This window comes from Roseovarius sp. (genome assembly GCF_027019125.1).
Lineage (GTDB): Bacteria > Pseudomonadota > Alphaproteobacteria > Rhodobacterales > Rhodobacteraceae > Roseovarius.
The window spans coordinates 1-15,766 of record NZ_JALUXE010000008.1 but is presented as its reverse complement, the minus strand read 5'-3'; the positions used below and the strand labels follow the sequence as shown (position 1 = coordinate 15,766).

The window sequence follows — 15,766 nt, the reverse complement described above, 5'->3', positions numbered from 1 at the left end:
CGCTTTGCAAGGGCGGGGGGCGTGCGGAGCCGTGCAGGTCTGATGATTTTCTTGCAACTGGACCTATGGAAGGGCCATTCCAATCAGTCCAGCGTTTTGCTCAGGATTAGGGCGGCGATCTTGGGCCCTTGGTTGCGGGCATAATATCCGGCGCGGCGCGCGGTTTCCCGATAGCCTGCAGCGCGATAGAGCGCCAATGCGGGCGCATTGTCCTCGGCCACCTCGAGAAAAGCCGTGATTGCGCCGCGTGCCCGCGCGCGCACCTCAAAGGCGCTCAGACAGGCCCGCGCCAGACCTTTGCGCCGATGATCGGGGTCGGTGGCGAGCGTCAGCACTTCGGCCTCGTCCGCGATCACGCGACCAAGAATGAACGCCCGCGCGTCGCCCAAGGCGAAAACGAAGGCACTGTCCAGAAGCGTCGCGAATTCCTCGGCAGACCAAGCCCTGCCCTCAGTCGTGAAGGCGCGGGCGTGGCAGGTGGCGAGGGCTTCAGGCGTCATCGAGGATCACAGGGGGCAAATCGCGCGCGGGGGCGGCATCGGCGGGACGCACATAGAGCGGGGCGGGCGGCGGGCCATCTTGCGCCGCCTGAGCGGCCAGACGTGCCATCAGTTCCGCCAGCAGGGCAGGTTCGGGCGGAAACACAGGGTCAGTGACGGTGGCAATCGCCACCAACTCTGGCGCGGCCTTGCCGGTCTGGGTATAGGCCATGTCACGGGGTGCGGGCACGCAGGGCGCCCCGACACGCGCCTGCGCGCGAATGGCGTCCAGCGTGCTGATGCCGATTGTCGGAATCCCGAGGCTGAGGGCCAGTCCCCGTGCTGCCGCCACGGAAATGCGAATGCCGGTGAAATTGCCTGGACCGATGCCCACGCCGATGCGGTCAAGGTCGGACCATGCGAACCCGGCCTGATCCAGCACCTCTTGCAAGAGCGGCATGAGACGCTCGGCCTGTCCGCGCCCCATGGGTTCGGCGCGCGACACGAGCACACGCTCTCCTTGCAACAAAGCGGCCGCGCAATGCGCGGCCGATGTGTCAAACGCCAGTATCAGTGGTTCAGAGACCAACAGGACGCACCTCTGTCACCTCGGGGATGTAGTGGCGCAGCAGGTTCTCGATTCCCATCTTGAGCGTGATGGTCGAAGACGGACAACCCGCACAAGCACCCTGCATGTGAAGATAGACGACACCGCGGTCAAAGCCGTGAAAGGTAATGTCGCCCCCATCCTGCGCCACGGCCGGGCGCACGCGGGTGTCGAGCAATTCCTTGATCTGGTTCACGATCACCGAATCCTCGCCGCTGTGTTCGGCATGACCCGACGCACCGCCGCCCTCGCCCAGCATGACCGGCTGACCGGATTGGTAATGTTCCATGATCGCACCCAGAATAGCGGGTTTGATATGGTCCCATTCGATCGCCTCACCTTTGGTTACGGTGACGAAATCATTGCCGAAAAACACACCCGAAACGCCCGGCACGCGGAAAATACGCTCGGCCAAGGGGGAGCTCCCGGATTTCTCGGCGCTCGGGAAATCGGCGGTGCCAGCCTCGAGCACGGTCTGGCCGGGCAGGAATTTCAGCGTCGCGGGATTGGGGGTGGATTCGGTCTGGATGAACATGGCGCGCCCTTTCGTGGTTGCCCCAGATATGCGCCCGACGCCCTGTACTGTCAAGGATTGGAACGATTCTAAACTGAGGCTCGCTGGCCTCAGGTGATGGCCTCGAGCCGTTCCTTGGTGAGATCGCCGGGCACGATAGTGATCGGAATCGGCAATGTGCCGGCTGTCTTGGTCAGCTGCGTGACCAGCGGGCCCGGCCCCTTCTTGCCAGCGGCGGCCCCCAGAACCAGCACGCCGATCGCCGGATCATCCTGAACCTGTGCGATGATCTCGACCGCCGGATCACCCTCGCGGATCACCAGTTCCGGGTCGATACCTTGCTTGTCGCGCATCCATTTGGCGAAAACCTCGAAATGCGCCTCGATCCTCTCGCGCTGTTCCTCGCGCATGAGATCGCCCACACCGATCCAGTGGTTGAATTCCTCGGGTGGGATCACGGCGAGGATTTCAACCCCGGCCCCGGTATGGGCGGCGCGCATCGCGGCAAAGCGCATGGCATTGAGACATTCGCGGCTGTCATCCAGCACGACGAGAAACTTGCGCATCGGTCATATCTCCTCAGGCGCGCATCATGCCGTGGATTTTTCGCCGGGGCAATCGCAGAGTCGGGGGGCGCTGCCCCCCGGCCCCCCGAGGTATTTGAGGCCAGATGAAGCCGGGGATGCTTTAGTCAAAGGTTCCGGCGACCCGGCCCAAGAGCATGAAGGCGCGGGCCGTGCGGGTTTCGGAAAGCTCAGAGATTTCGGTATCGCTGGCCGTTTCGGCAAATTGGGAGAACATCTTGTCAAAGCGGCGCAGAAAGTGATGCGCGGCGTCGCGAAAGATCGTGTCCTGCTTCATTCGCGCCGCGGTCAAAGCCAATGATGAGCGGTCCCTGATCCCTCCTAACGCAGCGATAGCGCGGCCGCGCTCCCCCCCGGCAAAGCGGCGCCAGACCTCGGGGCGGGCCATATCCGGGCGCAGGTCATCCATGTAGATGCCGTCATGCGACATCAGCGTCAGAATATCCTGCGAGGCGCGGATCAACTGAGCGGTGGGCCGGTCCTTGAGCGCGCGGCGCAGAGCGGCAAAACCGGCCTTGTCCTCGGGGTTGTCGGGGAAATTCAGAGCACGAATGAAATCGGCGCGTTCGAGCGGGGCCTGTATATCCTCGGCAGAGGTGCCAAGCGGCAGCGACACCTGATCTCCGGGGTCGCTGGGCGAAGGTGCCGGCGCCAGGATCGGACGCGGTTCGGGCATGCCCGCGCGGATCGACGAAAACGTCGCCAGTGCCGTTTCGGTCTTGCGTTGCGCGGCGGCGATTTCGTCGAGTTTCTGGCTGACGGTCTTGTCCACGGTCTGACCAAGCGTCTGGCTCTGGGCGACATATGCGGCGCGGATCGCGTCGATGGCCGCGCGCAAGCGGCGACTCTCTTCGCGCATCACGCGGCTGGTACGTGCAGCCGTGGCCCCAAGCCAGATCATCGCCACCGGCATGAAGACCGCAATCAACACGATGACGAATTGCAACGCGCCGCCGCCGGTTTCCGTTCGCGGGGTGAGAACCAGAAAGAACACCGCTGAACCCAAAAGCCACAGCGCTGAAAGAGCCACCGCGATCCATTCGATCGAGGTGACGCCTTCGGGTTCGGATTTCGTGTCAAACCCCTTGGCGGGGCTGTTTTCGGTGCGGGCTGGGCGCATGATAGGGGCCTGATCAGATATAGGCGACCTTTATCACCTCATAGCCGCGATCGCCACCGGGCGTTCGCACTTCGACGCTATCGCCCTCTTCTTTGCCGATCAGCGCCCGGGCAATCGGCGATTTTATGTTCAAAAGCCCTTTTTCGATGCTGGCCTCATGCTCGCCGACAATCTGATAGGTGCGTTCTTCGCCGGAATCCTCGTCCACCAGCGTCACAGTTGCGCCAAACTTGATCGGACCCGACAATTTGGCCGGGTCGATCACCTCGGCAAGGCTGAGGATGCCTTCGAGTTCCTTGATGCGGCCTTCGATGAAGGACTGTTTCTCCTTGGCGGAATGATATTCGGCATTCTCGCTCAGGTCGCCATGTTCGCGCGCCTCGGCAATGGCCCGGATGATCGCAGGGCGCTCTACCGACTTGAGCTGTTTCAGCTCGACCTCCAGCGCAGCATGGCCGCCAGCCGTCATAGGGATCTTTTCCATATCAACAGTCCATTGTCAGAAGCGGGGCCGCTGGATAGCAGGCCCCGTCACATCACATCTCGCATTTCGAGGCAGATTGCCCGAAGCGCGCGCCCGATTGCAAGAGCGGATCGCGGAGCGCGCGAGATTAGGCCGCTGTCGCGTGACAAATTGCCGTTTTCCAATTGGTTTTACGTCGTGTTTCAATTGACGCTTGACACATGTGCAGGCTAGTCACACTCGCAACTTTGTTGCGCGACAACCGTGATTGCTGCGCCCCGGGAAAAGGATGAGGACGATGACCGACATAACACGCGAGACCATGGAGTATGACGTTGTGATCGTGGGCGCGGGCCCGGCCGGTCTCTCGGCAGCGATCCGCCTCAAGCAGCTTGATCCAGATTGCGCCGTTGTGGTCCTTGAGAAAGGCTCGGAGGTAGGGGCGCATATCCTGTCCGGTGCGGTGCTGGATCCCTGCGGACTCGATGCACTGATCCCAGATTGGAAAGAGCGCGGCGCGCCGCTCAACACGCCGGTGACCGAGGACAACTTTTACATGCTGGGCGAGGCGGGCAAGATCCGGGTGCCGAATTTGCCGATGCCCCCCCTGATGAACAACCACGGCAATTACATTGTCTCGATGGGCAATGTCTGTCGCTGGATGGCCGAACAGGCCGAGGAACTGGGCGTCGAGATTTTCCCGGGCATGTCCTGTTCCGAACTGGTTTATGGCGAGCAGGGCGAGGTCAAGGGCGTCGTGGCTGGCGAGTTCGGCAAGAACGAAGACGGCACTCCGGGGCCGAATTACGAGCCGGGGATGGAACTGCACGGCAAATACGTGTTCCTGAGCGAGGGCGTGCGCGGTTCGCTCGCAAAAGAGGTCATCGCCAAATACGATCTCTCCAAGGGCAAGGAGCCGCAGAAATTCGGCATCGGCATGAAGGAGATCTGGGAGATCGACCCCGCCAAGCACCGTCCCGGCACGGTCACGCATACGATGGGCTGGCCGCTTGGCAGCAACGCCGGTGGCGGATCGTTCATCTATCACCTTGAGAACAATCAGGTCTACGTGGGTTTCGTGGTGCACCTGAACTACAAGAACCCCTACCTGTTCCCTTACATGGAATTCCAGCGGTTCAAGCATCACCCGATGGTGGCCGATCTGCTCAAGGGCGGCAAGCGCGTCGCCTATGGCGCGCGCGCGATTTCCGAAGGCGGATATCAGTCCATGCCCAAGATGGTTGCTCCGGGCGTGGCGCTCTTGGGGTGTTCGGTGGGCATGGTCAACGTGCCGCGCATCAAGGGCAACCACAACGCCATGCTCTCGGGCAAAGCCGCCGCAGAGGCAGCCCATGCCGCGCTGGCCGCAGGGCGCGCCAGCGATGAGTTGAGCGATTACGAGACCGAGGTGCGCAACGGTGCGATCGGCAAGGACCTGAAAAAGGTGCGCAACGTCAAACCCCTCTGGTCGAAATATGGCCTTCTTGCCTCGCTCGGCCTTGGTGGGTTCGATATGTGGACCAACACCATCGGGTTCAGCCTGCTGGGCACGCTGAGCCATGGCAAGACCGATGCCGCCGCGACCGAACCGGCAGCGAAACACAAGCCCATCGACTATCCCAAACCCGATGGAAAGCTGAGCTTTGACCGGCTGACCAATGTCAGCTTCTCGATGACCAATCACGAGGAAAGTCAGCCCGCGCACCTGCACTTGAAAGATTCATCGGTGCCGATTGGCGTGAACCTGCCGAAATATGACGAACCCGCGCAGCGCTATTGCCCGGCGGGCGTTTATGAGGTGGTTCGCGAAGAGGGCAAGGACCCGCGTTTCGTCATCAACTTTCAGAACTGCGTGCATTGCAAGACCTGCGATATCAAGGACCCGAGCCAGAACATCAACTGGGTCACGCCGCAGGGTGGGGATGGGCCAAACTATCCCAATATGTAAGCAGAGCGTGATGTTCGGGAATGCGGCGTGGCAATTGTGCCGCGCCGCATTGCCTTGGGGGGGCGGGCATATTACGTTTGCATCGAACCGGACCATAAAAGGCAGGACAGCGTGACCTATCGACCCCTTACGGCGCTTGCATTCACCGCCATTTTGCAGGTCATGCCCCTGCCCCTCACGGCAGAGCCATCCGCCGGGGCCTATCTTGCAGCGCAACAAGCACGCGCGACGGGCGATTTTTCCGCCGCCGCCCAGTATTATGCGCAGGCACTCACCCGTGATCCATCCAATCCGGCGCTGCTTGAAAATGCGACTGTGGCCTATCTTGCCTTGGGCAAGCTGGAGCCCGCCGTTGCCGTCGCACGCAAAATCGAGGCGGACGGGCTGCGAAGCCAGGTAAGCCAGATGGCGCTTGTTGCCGACGAGACGCGAAAAGGGCAATGGGATGCGCTCTTGAAACGGATCGAAGAGAAGCGTGGCGTTGGCGATCTTGCGGATGGGATGATTTCGGCATGGGCCGATCTGGGCAAGGGCGACATGAGGTCGGCGCTGTCTCGATTCGATACCGTGGCGCAAGAGCGCGGATTGCGCAGCTTTGCGATTTACCACAAGGCGCTGGCGCTGGCCTCGGTTGGGGATTTCGAAGGCGCGGACAAGGTGTTCAGCGGCGAGGATGACGGGCCCATTCAGCGCACGCGGCGCGGTGTGATCGGTTGGTCTCAGGTTCTGAGCCAACTGGGAGAACACGAGCGCGCCGTCACCATCATTGACGATACGTTCGGCACCGATCTCGATCCCGAGATTGAAACGCTCCGCGCGCGGCTCGCGGCGGGAGAGAGCGTGCCATTCGATCTGGTCAACAGCGCGTCGGACGGGGTTGCCGAAGTATTTTTCTCACTCGGTCGCGCGCTCATGCAAGAGGCCAATGACGAATATGTCCTGATCTATGCCCGCGTGGCAGAGATGATCAAACCCGCCCATGTCGACGCTGTGTTGATGGCCGCAGATCTGCTGGAGGATCTGGAGCGCTTCGATCTGGCCATCGAGGCCTACAAGAAGGTGCCGCGCGATCATCCCTCGTATCATCTGGCGGAACTCGGTCGCAGTGATGTGTTGCGCCGCGCAGGCAAACAGGACGCGGCGATCGAAGTGCTGGAGCAATTGACGAAGGACTATCCCACCCTGGCGGAGGTATATGTAGCGATTGGCGACCTCTACCGGTCACAAGAGAACTTTGCTGCCGCCGTGCCGGCCTATGACCAAGCGCTCGATATCTATCAGGCGCGGGGCAACGATCAGTGGTTCGTGCGTTATGCCCGCGCCATCAGCCACGAGCGGCTGGACAACTGGCCCGAGGCCGAAGCCGATTTTCGCCGTGCATTGGAGCTGAATCCGGATCATCCGCAGGTATTGAATTATCTCGGCTACACGATGGTGGAAAAGCAGATCAATCTGGATGAGGCGCTGAACATGATCGAGCGCGCGGTCGCGGCACAGCCCGACAGCGGCTATATCGTCGATAGTCTGGGATGGGTGCTCTATCGTCTTGGACGCTATGAAGAGGCCATCGTGCAGATGGAACGCGCCGCCGAGTTGATGCCGACCGATCCGGTGGTCAATGACCATCTTGGAGATGTTCTCTGGGCTGTGGGCCGCAAGGTAGAGGCGCGGTTTCAGTGGAAACGCGCATTGTCCCTGAATGAAAGCGAACCCTCGCCCGACCTGGAGCCAGAGCGCGTACGACGCAAGCTCGAAGTCGGCCTCGATCAGGTGCTGAAGGACGAAGGCGCGGAGCCGCTGAAACTTGTCAAAGATGGCAACTGACGGATTCGCCCCCGCCAAGATAAACATATCATTGCATGTCACCGGGCGTCGGCCAGATGGCTACCACCTGCTTGATTCCCTGGTGGTCTTTGCCGATGTGGGCGACCGCCTGCGCCTGCGACTTGCGCCCGAACCTCTGCTAAGCGTGACCGGTCCGATGGCCAAGGGTGTGCCGACGGGCGCTGACAACCTTGTGCTGCGGGCGGCGGCAGTGATGGGGATCACCGCGGAGATAACGCTCGAAAAGCATCTGCCAGCCGCAGCGGGCATTGGCGGCGGGTCCAGCGATGCGGCGGCCTGTCTGCGCGCGCTCTCGGAGATGTGCCGTCAGCCGGTGCCAAGCGATGTCTCGGCGCTTGGGGCCGATGTGCCGGTTTGCCTCGTTGCACGCGCCGCGCGGATGCGCGGGATTGGCGAGGAGGTCGTGCCCTTGGACGGCTTGCCCACGCTTGATGCCGTGCTGGTCAATCCCGGCGTGCCGGTCTCGACGCCAGCGATCTTTCGCAGGCTTGCGCAGCGCGCCAATCCCGCAATGCCCGCGCATTTGCCCGATTGGCCTGACGCCGCCAGTCTGATCAACTGGCTCAAAGCACAGCGCAACGACCTGCAAGTTGCGGCGATTGCCGAAGCGCCGGTGGTGGCCAATGTCCTGCAAGAGATTTCATCGACCCGGCACTGTGCCCTTGCGCGGATGTCGGGATCAGGCGCTACCTGTTTCGGGCTCTATCCAGATGCCGCGTCCGCCGCGCGCGCCGCGCAGGCGCTGCGCGCGGCCCACCCCGGTTGGTGGGTGCAGGCCACGCGGCTTAGCTGATCCGCGCCACCACATAGCCAGCAAGCGCATCAAGCATGCGCCGCACCGGATGATCCGGCAACACCGCAATCGCCGCGCGTGCCCGGCCGGCCCAATTCAGAGCCTCGCTGCGGGTTTGCTCCAAGGCGCCATGTGACTGCATCAGCGTCAAGGCGTGCTCCAGATCGCCCTCTTGTTGATCGCCCTTTTCGATGGTGCGTTTCCAGAAAGCGCGCTCTTCGGCATTGGCTGCTGCCACCGCCTTGATCACCGGCAGGGTCAGTTTGCGCTCGCGGAAATCATCACCGACGTTCTTGCCGGTGGATTTGACGTCGCCCTGATAATCAAGCAGGTCATCGACGATCTGAAAGGCAATCCCGAGCGCATCGCCATACTCGAAGAGCGCCTTGACGTGATCCTCTGGCGCGCCCGCAATCACGCCCCCCACTTCGGTCGCGGCAGAAAAGAGCGCCGCAGTCTTGCCGCGCACCACTTGGAGGTAGATTTCCTCGGTCGTTGCCAGGTCTTGCGCCGCGCTCAGTTGCAGCACCTCGCCCTCGGCAATCGTAGCCGAGGCGTTGGAGAGAATGTCGAGAACCCGGAGCGATCCGGGCTCGACCATCAACTGAAAAGCACGGGCGAAAAGATAGTCGCCGACCAGAACGCTGGATTTATTGTCCCAAAGCAGGTTGGCGGTGGGGCGCCCGCGCCGCTGAGCGCTCTCATCCACCACGTCATCATGCAGAAGCGTGGCCGTGTGAATGAACTCAACCGTCGCCGCCAGATGCACGTCGAAAGGACCATCGTAACCGCACAGATCCGCTGTCGCGAGAACCAGCATGGGGCGCAGGCGCTTGCCCCCTGCCTCGACCAGATGCGCGGTCACTTGCGGGATGCGCGGTGCATGGCGCGACGCCATCCGCTCGCGGATCAAGAGATTGACCGCATCCATCTTGACCGCAAGATGCGCGGCCAATTGTTCGTGCGGTTTCGTGGCGATTTCATCCAATCCCATAAGTCCCCCGTCAACATGGCTCGACATAGTGCGCGCCCTGCTCTTATCTATGGCCCATGAAACAGCTTTTGCGAACCAATGACATTGCGTCCATCGCCTTTGCTCAGGCTCTTCTTCAGGGCGAGGGTATAGACTGCTTTGAAATGGACGTAAACATGAGCATCCTTGAGGGCTCGATCGGGGTCTTTCCACGGCGCCTGATGGTCGCCAATGAGGATTATGAGGACGCGCGGATCACGCTCATAGACAATGGGTTCTCGCTTGAGGACTGAGCCCTTTGCCGAGGAAGACCTGAGCCACGACGCCTTTTTGGGGGGCCGTCTGCGGATTGCGCAACCAAGGACAGGTTATCGTGCCGGGATTGATCCGGTTCTGTTGGCAGCCAGCGTGCCAGCCCGGGCGGGTCAGAGCCTGCTTGATCTGGGGTGCGGATCGGGAATCGCCGCGCTTTGCGTTGCGGCGCGGGTGCCGGGCGTCGTGCTTGCGGGGCTGGAGATTCAGCCCGCCTATGTGGCCCTCGCGCTCCGAAACTCTGCGGCCAACAGTCTGTCACTCGAGGTAACAGAGGGTGACATTGCCGACATGCCCGCCGCCCTGCGCGCGCAGCAGTTCGATCACGTGATCGCCAACCCTCCCTATTTCGACCGAAGCCACAGCACCGCCGCCGAGGATGCCGGCCGCGAGCGGGCGATGGGCGAGGCGCTACCGCTGGCGGACTGGGTGCGCGCCGCAGCACGGCGCACGCGCGCGGGGGGCACAGTGACCTTCATTCAGAGGGCAGAGCGACTGCCGGATCTGCTCGCGGCGATGGTGGCACATCTGGGCAGCATCGAGATTCTGCCGCTGATACCGCGCCGGGGCCGTGCCGCACGACTGATTCTGGTTCGGGGGCGCAAGAACGGACGCGCAGCACTGCGGCTGCACGATGGCTGGCTTCTGCACACCGGCGAGAATCACGGACAGGATGGAGAAGATTACACCTCCGCCACCTCTGATGTGCTCAGGAAGGCGGCAGCGCTTCCATTCCCTGCCTGATTTACCTAAAATGCCGCAGGCAAAGGGCCGCGCAGTTTGCAGGTGCAGCGTGACAGTATTGTAAAAATGTGGTGCACTTCCCATGTCGAACAGACACATCCACACCACAGAGGAGACTGCCCATGAGCTTGAGTTCGCATATCGAGGAACTGAAGAAGAAACATCTCGCGCTCTCGGAACAAGTGGAACGGGCGCAGCGCGCGCCGGGCAGCAGTACGCTGGAAATCGCTGACCTGAAGAAGCAGAAACTCAAGATCAAGGAAGAGATCGAGCGCCTTTCTGTCAGCGCCTGACAGCGCCGGATCTCTTATCACGGGTCTTGTCCGCTGGCTTGCGGACAAGGCCTTTTTCATGCCCGCTCTGCCAGAATGGCATCAAGTCACCACGCGACAGGTCAGGTTGATCCGACCGCCCCCGCGCAACAGGCTGGAACTGCCGGGTCTGATCCGATCTATCCCGTGATAGACGAGCCGCGCAGCGCCGCCCATCACCACAACATCGCCGGAATTGAGCCAGATCGATTCGGTCTTGCCCCCACGGGTCAGATTGCCGATGCGAAAGAGCGCGTCGTCCCCCAAAGAGACCGACAGCACCGGCCAACTGAAATCGGCCTCGTCGCGATCCTGATGGAGCCCCATGCGCGCCTCTGTTGTGTAAAGGTTGATCAAACAGCAATCGGGCAGGCGCGTTTCGCCAACCAAGGCGCGCCAGATTGCCAGTACGGGCTCGGGAATCGGAGGCCAGCCCATTCCGCCGGGGTGGTTGGGCGCGTAGCGATAGCCATTCCGGTCACTGATCCAGCCATAGCGACCTGCCGATGTCATGCGTACGCTCATCGCGCGGCCTGTGGGCGTTACGGGCTGAAAGAGCGGTGCACGCGCCACGACATCACGCAAAGCGGCGACCAGCGTCGCCTGCTTCCCAAGATCGAGCCACCCCTTGTAGATCGCGACATCCCGCAAGATCAGCGTGGGCTCTGGCATCCTCTGTCTCCTTTTGTGCCGGACAGCCCCAATTCGGACCAAATTCGAGGAATTGCCCCGCAGCCACCGCTTGCAGGGGCACAATCCCCTGCCTATATACGCCCGGAAACGCAGGTCATGTCACTGACTGACCTGTTATCCACCGGGGGCCGGATGCCGGAACGGGTCGGGCCTCTGTCACATCGCCTAAGTAGAAGGGATCGAACAACATGGCCAAAGTTATTGGTATTGACCTCGGCACCACCAACAGCTGCGTCGCGATCATGGACGGCTCTCAGGCCCGCGTGATCGAAAACTCCGAAGGCGCGCGCACCACCCCCTCCATCGTCGCATTCACCGAGACAGAGCGTCTTGTGGGCCAGCCAGCCAAACGGCAGGCCGTGACCAACCCGGAAAACACGATCTTTGGCGTGAAGCGCCTGATCGGCCGTCGCGCGGACGATACCTATCTCGCCAAGGACAAGAAGAACATGCCGTTTACCGTGATTGACGGTGGCAACGGCGACGCTTGGGTTCAGGCGCGTGGCGAAAAGTATAGCCCGTCGCAGATTTCCGCGTTTATCCTGGGCAAGATGAAAGAAACCGCCGAGAGCTATCTCGGCGAAGAGGTGACGCAGGCCGTCATCACCGTGCCCGCCTATTTCAACGACGCACAGCGTCAGGCCACCAAGGATGCCGGCAAGATCGCCGGTCTCGAAGTGCTGCGCATCATCAACGAGCCGACAGCGGCTGCGTTGGCCTACGGCCTCGACAAGAAAGATACGCATACCATCGCCGTCTATGACCTTGGCGGCGGCACCTTTGACGTGACCATTCTTGAGATCGACGATGGCCTGTTTGAAGTGAAGTCCACCAATGGTGACACCTTCCTTGGCGGTGAAGACTTTGACATGCGCATCGTCAACTACCTCGCCGAGGAGTTCAAGAAAGAGCATGGCGTTGACCTGACCAAGGACAAGATGGCGCTTCAGCGCCTCAAGGAAGCGGCAGAAAAAGCCAAGATCGAGCTTTCGAGCTCGTCGCAGACGGAAATCAACCAGCCGTTCATCTCGATGGGGTCGAACGGTCAGCCGCTGCACATGGTCGTCAAGCTGACCCGCGCCAAGCTCGAAAGCCTGGTCGGCGATCTCATCACCGCCTCGCTCAAGCCCTGCAAGGCCGCGCTCAAGGATGCCGGCCTGACCGCTGGCGACATCGACGAGGTGGTTCTGGTCGGCGGTATGACCCGGATGCCGAAAGTGGTCGAGGAAGTGACCAAGTTCTTTGGCAAGGAACCCCACAAGGGTGTGAACCCCGATGAGGTTGTGGCCATGGGTGCGGCCATTCAGGCCGGCGTGCTTCAGGGTGATGTCAAGGATGTGGTGCTGCTCGACGTGACGCCGCTGTCGCTCGGGATCGAGACCCTTGGCGGTGTGTTCACGCGCCTCATCGACCGCAACACCACCATCCCGACCAACAAGAGCCAGATCTTCTCGACCGCCGAAGACAATCAGTCGGCCGTGACGATCCGCGTGTTCCAGGGCGAGCGGGAAATGGCGGCAGACAACAAGATGCTGGGCCAGTTCAATCTGGAACACATCCCGCCCGCACCGCGCGGCATGCCCCAGATCGAGGTGACATTCGACATCGACGCCAACGGCATCGTGTCGGTGTCGGCCAAGGACAAGGGCACCAACAAGGAACAGAAGATCACGATCCAGGCGTCTGGCGGTCTGTCGGACGAAGACATCGAAAAGATGATCAAGGACGCCGAAGAGAATGCCGAGGCCGACAAGGCCCGTCGCGAATTGGTCGAGGCCCGCAACCAGGCCGAAAGCCTTATCAACGCGACCGAAAAGTCGATCGAAGAGCATGGCGACAAGGTCGATCCGACCACCGTCGAGGCGATCGAGCTGGCCATTGCGGCACTGAAGGACGAGCTTGAGACCGACAATGTCGGCAAGATCAAGTCTGGCATCCAGAATGTCGCAGAGGCATCGATGAAGCTGGGCGAAGCGATCTACAAGGCCAGCCAGAGCGAGTCTGACGACGAACCGCGTGCAGCCGATCGCGGCGGCGACGAGGATGATATCCTTGACGCCGATTTCGAGGATCTCGACGACAACAAGCGCGCCTGAGGCCCGTCTTGACCTACTGGGACCGATCCGGGACTGCACCGGACCGGTCCCGACAGGGTTAAACCAAGGAGATCCCCGATGGCCAAACGTGACTATTACGAAGTGCTCGGGCTGTCCAAGGGCGCCTCGGCCGACGACATAAAGAAGGCCTATCGCAAGAAGGCCAAGGAACTGCATCCCGACCGCAACGCCGACAACCCCGACTCTGAACGCCAGTTCAAAGAGGCGGGAGAGGCATATGACGTGCTCAAAGACCCGGACAAGAAGGCGGCTTATGATCGTTTCGGTCATGCGGCGTTTGAGGGTGGCATGGGCGGTGGTGGTGCGCGTCCGGGTGGCTTTGGCGGAGGCGCAGGTCAGGGTGATTTCGCCTCTGCCTTCTCGGATGTGTTCGATGACCTGTTCGGCGATTTCATGGGTGGCGGGCGTGGCGGCGGACGTCAACGCGCGGCCCGTGGTGCCGACCTGCGCTATAACCTTCGCGTGACGCTGGAAGAGGCCTATGCCGGCCTGCAAAAGACGATCAAGGTGCCCTCTGCGGTGCCCTGTGACGCCTGCGAGGGCTCTGGGGCCGAAGGTGGCGCACAGCCCAGCACTTGCCCCACCTGTTCAGGCATGGGCAAGGTGCGTGCGCAACAGGGCTTCTTCACCGTCGAGCGGACATGCCCCACCTGTGGCGGTCTGGGTCAGATCATCAAGAACCCCTGCAAGAGCTGTCAGGGACAGGGCCGCGTGCAAAAGGATCGCGCGCTCTCGGTCAACATCCCCGCCGGGGTGGAAACCGGCACCCGCATCCGCCTTGCGGGTGAGGGCGAAGCGGGCATGCGTGGCGGTCCGGCAGGCGACCTTTATATCTTCATCGAAGTGGCCAAGCATGAACTGTTCGAGCGCGAGGAAACCAACCTCTTTTGCCGCGTTCCGGTGTCCATGACCAAGGCAGCCTTGGGGGGCGATATCGAAGTGCCCACCATCGACGGCGGCCGCAGCCGGGTCAAGATCCCGCCGGGATCGCAATCCGGTCGGCAGATGCGCCTGCGCGGCAAGGGGATGCCCGCGCTGCGTGGCGGGGCGCCCGGCGACATGTTCATCGAGATGGCGGTGGAAACGCCTGTCAATCTCACCGCCCGGCAGACCGAACTCTTGCGCGAGTTCGAGGCGCTGAGCGAGGATAACAGCCCCGAGAGCAAGAGCTTCTTCTCATCGGTCCGAAGTTTCTGGGACTCGATGAAGAGCTAAGGCAAACCCGGTCTGCGAAGGCCGGGTTTTTTCAATTTTGCTGCGGACGTTAACCTCTTGCTAAGGCTCTTGCGGCAGGGTGGGCGCATGAGCAAACACCGCGCCTTCTCCGACATGCCCCTCCCCCTCTTTGCCTGCGACACGGCAGAGGTATCGGGGGGCGAAAAACTGCCCTCATACATTCGGGATCACCGCACGCGCCTGCGCACCCGCTTTCTTGACGGCGGTTCTGCCGCAATGCCGGATTACGAGCTCCTGGAACTGGTGCTTTTTCGCGCCATTCCCCGACGCGATGTGAAGCCGTTGGCACATGCACTGCTGGCACAATTCGGGGATTTCAACGGGGTCATATCTGCACCGCTGGACCGGCTTGTTGCGCTGCCCGGCGTGGGCGAGGCGGTAGCGACGGAACTCAAGATCGTCGAAGCTGCGGCGCATCGCCTGGCTCGTGCCCGCGTGCTGCGGCGGCAGGTCATTTCCTCTTGGGACGCTTTGCTCGACTATTGCCACACCACCATGGCCCATGCCGAGATCGAGCAGTTCCGCGTGTTTTATCTGGACCGCAAGAATATCCTCATCGCGGATGAAGAACAGGCGCGCGGCACCGTGGATCATGTGCCGGTCTATCCGCGTGAGGTGGTCAAACGCGCGCTGCATCTCAACGCCAGTGCGCTCATTCTGATCCATTATGTGGCGCGCCACATAATGGATCTTTTGTGCCCCGTTTTCTTATGTGTCCTGCCGTCAAGATCGGTTGCTCTTTCAATGGCTTGTGGACCGAAGTCGGACACATAACGGTGCTCGCCGTGCAACATGACTGCACCTGTCATTTTCCAGAAGGATGCTTGTCATGTTGGAACGCCATTTCAGGTCGCTCATGGTGATCGACCGTATTAGAGCCCAGTGGCTTGGGCCGCAGATCGAGGTCGTGTCGCGAAGGTGGTGGAAATTTGAAGGTGGCGTAATCTCCGGGTGAACTTGAACGCACCCAACCGGCGGCAGCAACCGCCAGGGAGATCACACCATGAAGAACAATACCGATATTGCC

The 15,766-nt window shown here is 61.5% G+C and carries 18 protein-coding genes; 9 read left to right on the top strand and 9 right to left on the bottom strand.

What is annotated here, in order from left to right:
* Nucleotides 1–83: 83 nt before the first annotated feature.
* From MVC20_RS04215 to greA, 6 genes are all read right to left on the bottom strand, one after another.
* Nucleotides 84–500 (bottom strand): GNAT family N-acetyltransferase, encoded by a 417-nt coding sequence (locus MVC20_RS04215; RefSeq protein ID WP_297538758.1) that lies wholly within the window; start codon nt 498–500, stop codon nt 84–86.
* Nucleotides 490–1,068 carry a tRNA (adenosine(37)-N6)-threonylcarbamoyltransferase complex dimerization subunit type 1 TsaB gene (tsaB, locus tag MVC20_RS04210; RefSeq protein WP_297538756.1) on the bottom strand — a complete coding sequence of 193 codons (579 nt, stop codon included), beginning with the start codon at nt 1,066–1,068 and terminating at the stop codon, nt 490–492. The genes MVC20_RS04215 and tsaB overlap by 11 nt, the downstream gene beginning before the upstream one ends.
* Nucleotides 1,058–1,621 (bottom strand): NifU family protein, encoded by a 564-nt coding sequence (locus MVC20_RS04205; protein ID WP_296638291.1) that lies wholly within the window; start codon nt 1,619–1,621, stop codon nt 1,058–1,060. The genes tsaB and MVC20_RS04205 overlap by 11 nt, the downstream gene beginning before the upstream one ends.
* Before the next feature lie 89 nt (nt 1,622–1,710).
* Nucleotides 1,711–2,166, bottom strand: a complete 456-nt coding sequence (locus tag MVC20_RS04200; RefSeq protein ID WP_297538754.1) for a universal stress protein — start codon at nt 2,164–2,166, stop codon at nt 1,711–1,713.
* A gap of 121 nt (nt 2,167–2,287) precedes the next feature.
* A complete protein-coding gene (locus MVC20_RS04195) occupies nt 2,288–3,304 on the bottom strand; it encodes a hypothetical protein (RefSeq protein WP_297538752.1) in 1,017 nt (338 codons plus the stop codon).
* A gap of 13 nt (nt 3,305–3,317) precedes the next feature.
* Nucleotides 3,318–3,788 carry a transcription elongation factor GreA gene (gene greA / locus MVC20_RS04190; protein ID WP_008281312.1) on the bottom strand — a complete coding sequence of 157 codons (471 nt, stop codon included), beginning with the start codon at nt 3,786–3,788 and terminating at the stop codon, nt 3,318–3,320.
* Nucleotides 3,789–4,065: 277 nt separating this feature from the next.
* On the opposite strand from greA, the gene MVC20_RS04185 reads away from it, so the two are divergent.
* From MVC20_RS04185 to MVC20_RS04175, 3 genes are read left to right on the top strand one after another with little or no spacing between them, the layout of a single operon-like run.
* Nucleotides 4,066–5,715, top strand: coding sequence for an electron transfer flavoprotein-ubiquinone oxidoreductase (locus tag MVC20_RS04185; protein WP_297538749.1), 1,650 nt, complete (start codon nt 4,066–4,068; stop codon nt 5,713–5,715).
* 36 nt (nt 5,716–5,751) lie between these two features.
* Nucleotides 5,752–7,539, top strand: coding sequence for a tetratricopeptide repeat protein (locus MVC20_RS04180; protein ID WP_297539137.1), 1,788 nt, complete (start codon nt 5,752–5,754; stop codon nt 7,537–7,539).
* The gene (locus MVC20_RS04175; protein ID WP_297538747.1) at nt 7,529–8,353 is read left to right on the top strand and encodes a 4-(cytidine 5'-diphospho)-2-C-methyl-D-erythritol kinase; all 825 of its coding nucleotides are present in this window, start codon (nt 7,529–7,531) and stop codon (nt 8,351–8,353) included. The genes MVC20_RS04180 and MVC20_RS04175 overlap by 11 nt, the downstream gene beginning before the upstream one ends.
* On the opposite strand, the gene MVC20_RS04170 is transcribed toward MVC20_RS04175, so the two are convergent.
* Nucleotides 8,346–9,347 (bottom strand): polyprenyl synthetase family protein, encoded by a 1,002-nt coding sequence (locus tag MVC20_RS04170; protein WP_297539135.1) that lies wholly within the window; start codon nt 9,345–9,347, stop codon nt 8,346–8,348. The genes MVC20_RS04175 and MVC20_RS04170 overlap by 8 nt on opposite strands.
* 56 nt (nt 9,348–9,403) lie before the next feature.
* On the opposite strand from MVC20_RS04170, the gene MVC20_RS04165 reads away from it, so the two are divergent.
* From MVC20_RS04165 to MVC20_RS04155, 3 genes are all read left to right on the top strand, one after another.
* Complete coding sequence (locus tag MVC20_RS04165; protein ID WP_037276548.1) at nt 9,404–9,619, top strand: DUF2007 domain-containing protein; 216 nt, start codon at nt 9,404–9,406, stop codon at nt 9,617–9,619.
* Nucleotides 9,609–10,382, top strand: coding sequence for a methyltransferase (locus MVC20_RS04160; protein ID WP_297538746.1), 774 nt, complete (start codon nt 9,609–9,611; stop codon nt 10,380–10,382). Before MVC20_RS04165 ends, MVC20_RS04160 begins: the two co-directional genes overlap by 11 nt.
* Before the next feature lie 122 nt (nt 10,383–10,504).
* Entirely contained in the window at nt 10,505–10,675 is a 171-nt protein-coding gene (locus MVC20_RS04155) for a DUF465 domain-containing protein (protein WP_297538745.1), read from the top strand.
* 81 nt (nt 10,676–10,756) lie between these two features.
* Here MVC20_RS04155 and MVC20_RS04150 read toward each other — a convergent pair whose 3' ends face one another.
* On the bottom strand, nt 10,757–11,365 hold the full coding sequence (locus MVC20_RS04150) for an alpha-ketoglutarate-dependent dioxygenase AlkB (RefSeq protein ID WP_297538743.1): 609 nt from the start codon (nt 11,363–11,365) through the stop codon (nt 10,757–10,759).
* Between the two features lie 209 nt (nt 11,366–11,574).
* Between MVC20_RS04150 and dnaK the strand changes: the two genes are divergently transcribed.
* From dnaK to radC, 3 genes are all read left to right on the top strand, one after another.
* Nucleotides 11,575–13,482: a molecular chaperone DnaK gene (gene dnaK / locus MVC20_RS04145; protein WP_297538741.1), complete on the top strand. Its 1,908-nt coding sequence runs from the start codon at nt 11,575–11,577 to the stop codon at nt 13,480–13,482.
* Between the two features lie 78 nt (nt 13,483–13,560).
* Complete coding sequence (dnaJ, locus tag MVC20_RS04140) at nt 13,561–14,718, top strand: molecular chaperone DnaJ (protein WP_297538739.1); 1,158 nt, start codon at nt 13,561–13,563, stop codon at nt 14,716–14,718.
* An 87-nt stretch (nt 14,719–14,805) separates the two neighbouring features.
* Nucleotides 14,806–15,513: a DNA repair protein RadC gene (gene radC / locus MVC20_RS04135; RefSeq protein WP_297538738.1), complete on the top strand. Its 708-nt coding sequence runs from the start codon at nt 14,806–14,808 to the stop codon at nt 15,511–15,513.
* Nucleotides 15,514–15,544: 31 nt separating this feature from the next.
* Here radC and MVC20_RS04130 read toward each other — a convergent pair.
* The coding region (locus MVC20_RS04130; RefSeq protein ID WP_297538736.1) for a hypothetical protein at nt 15,545–15,766 on the bottom strand (222 nt) is incomplete at its 5' end.

What these genes read in the sequence shown, in the direction of transcription:
- MVC20_RS04215 (WP_297538758.1), bottom strand. Translation starts at nt 500, where the DNA reads ATGACGCCTGAAGCCCTCGCCACCTGCCACGCCCGCGCCTTCACGACT.
- MVC20_RS04205 (WP_296638291.1), bottom strand. Translation starts at nt 1,621, where the DNA reads ATGTTCATCCAGACCGAATCCACCCCCAATCCCGCGACGCTGAAATTC.
- MVC20_RS04200 (WP_297538754.1), bottom strand. Translation starts at nt 2,166, where the DNA reads ATGCGCAAGTTTCTCGTCGTGCTGGATGACAGCCGCGAATGTCTCAAT.
- MVC20_RS04195 (WP_297538752.1), bottom strand. Translation starts at nt 3,304, where the DNA reads ATGCGCCCAGCCCGCACCGAAAACAGCCCCGCCAAGGGGTTTGACACG.
- greA (WP_008281312.1), bottom strand. Translation starts at nt 3,788, where the DNA reads ATGGAAAAGATCCCTATGACGGCTGGCGGCCATGCTGCGCTGGAGGTC.
- MVC20_RS04185 (WP_297538749.1), top strand. Translation starts at nt 4,066, where the DNA reads ATGACCGACATAACACGCGAGACCATGGAGTATGACGTTGTGATCGTG.
- MVC20_RS04175 (WP_297538747.1), top strand. Translation starts at nt 7,529, where the DNA reads ATGGCAACTGACGGATTCGCCCCCGCCAAGATAAACATATCATTGCAT.
- MVC20_RS04170 (WP_297539135.1), bottom strand. Translation starts at nt 9,347, where the DNA reads ATGGGATTGGATGAAATCGCCACGAAACCGCACGAACAATTGGCCGCG.
- MVC20_RS04165 (WP_037276548.1), top strand. Translation starts at nt 9,404, where the DNA reads ATGAAACAGCTTTTGCGAACCAATGACATTGCGTCCATCGCCTTTGCT.
- MVC20_RS04155 (WP_297538745.1), top strand. Translation starts at nt 10,505, where the DNA reads ATGAGCTTGAGTTCGCATATCGAGGAACTGAAGAAGAAACATCTCGCG.
- MVC20_RS04150 (WP_297538743.1), bottom strand. Translation starts at nt 11,365, where the DNA reads ATGCCAGAGCCCACGCTGATCTTGCGGGATGTCGCGATCTACAAGGGG.
- dnaK (WP_297538741.1), top strand. Translation starts at nt 11,575, where the DNA reads ATGGCCAAAGTTATTGGTATTGACCTCGGCACCACCAACAGCTGCGTC.
- dnaJ (WP_297538739.1), top strand. Translation starts at nt 13,561, where the DNA reads ATGGCCAAACGTGACTATTACGAAGTGCTCGGGCTGTCCAAGGGCGCC.
- radC (WP_297538738.1), top strand. Translation starts at nt 14,806, where the DNA reads ATGAGCAAACACCGCGCCTTCTCCGACATGCCCCTCCCCCTCTTTGCC.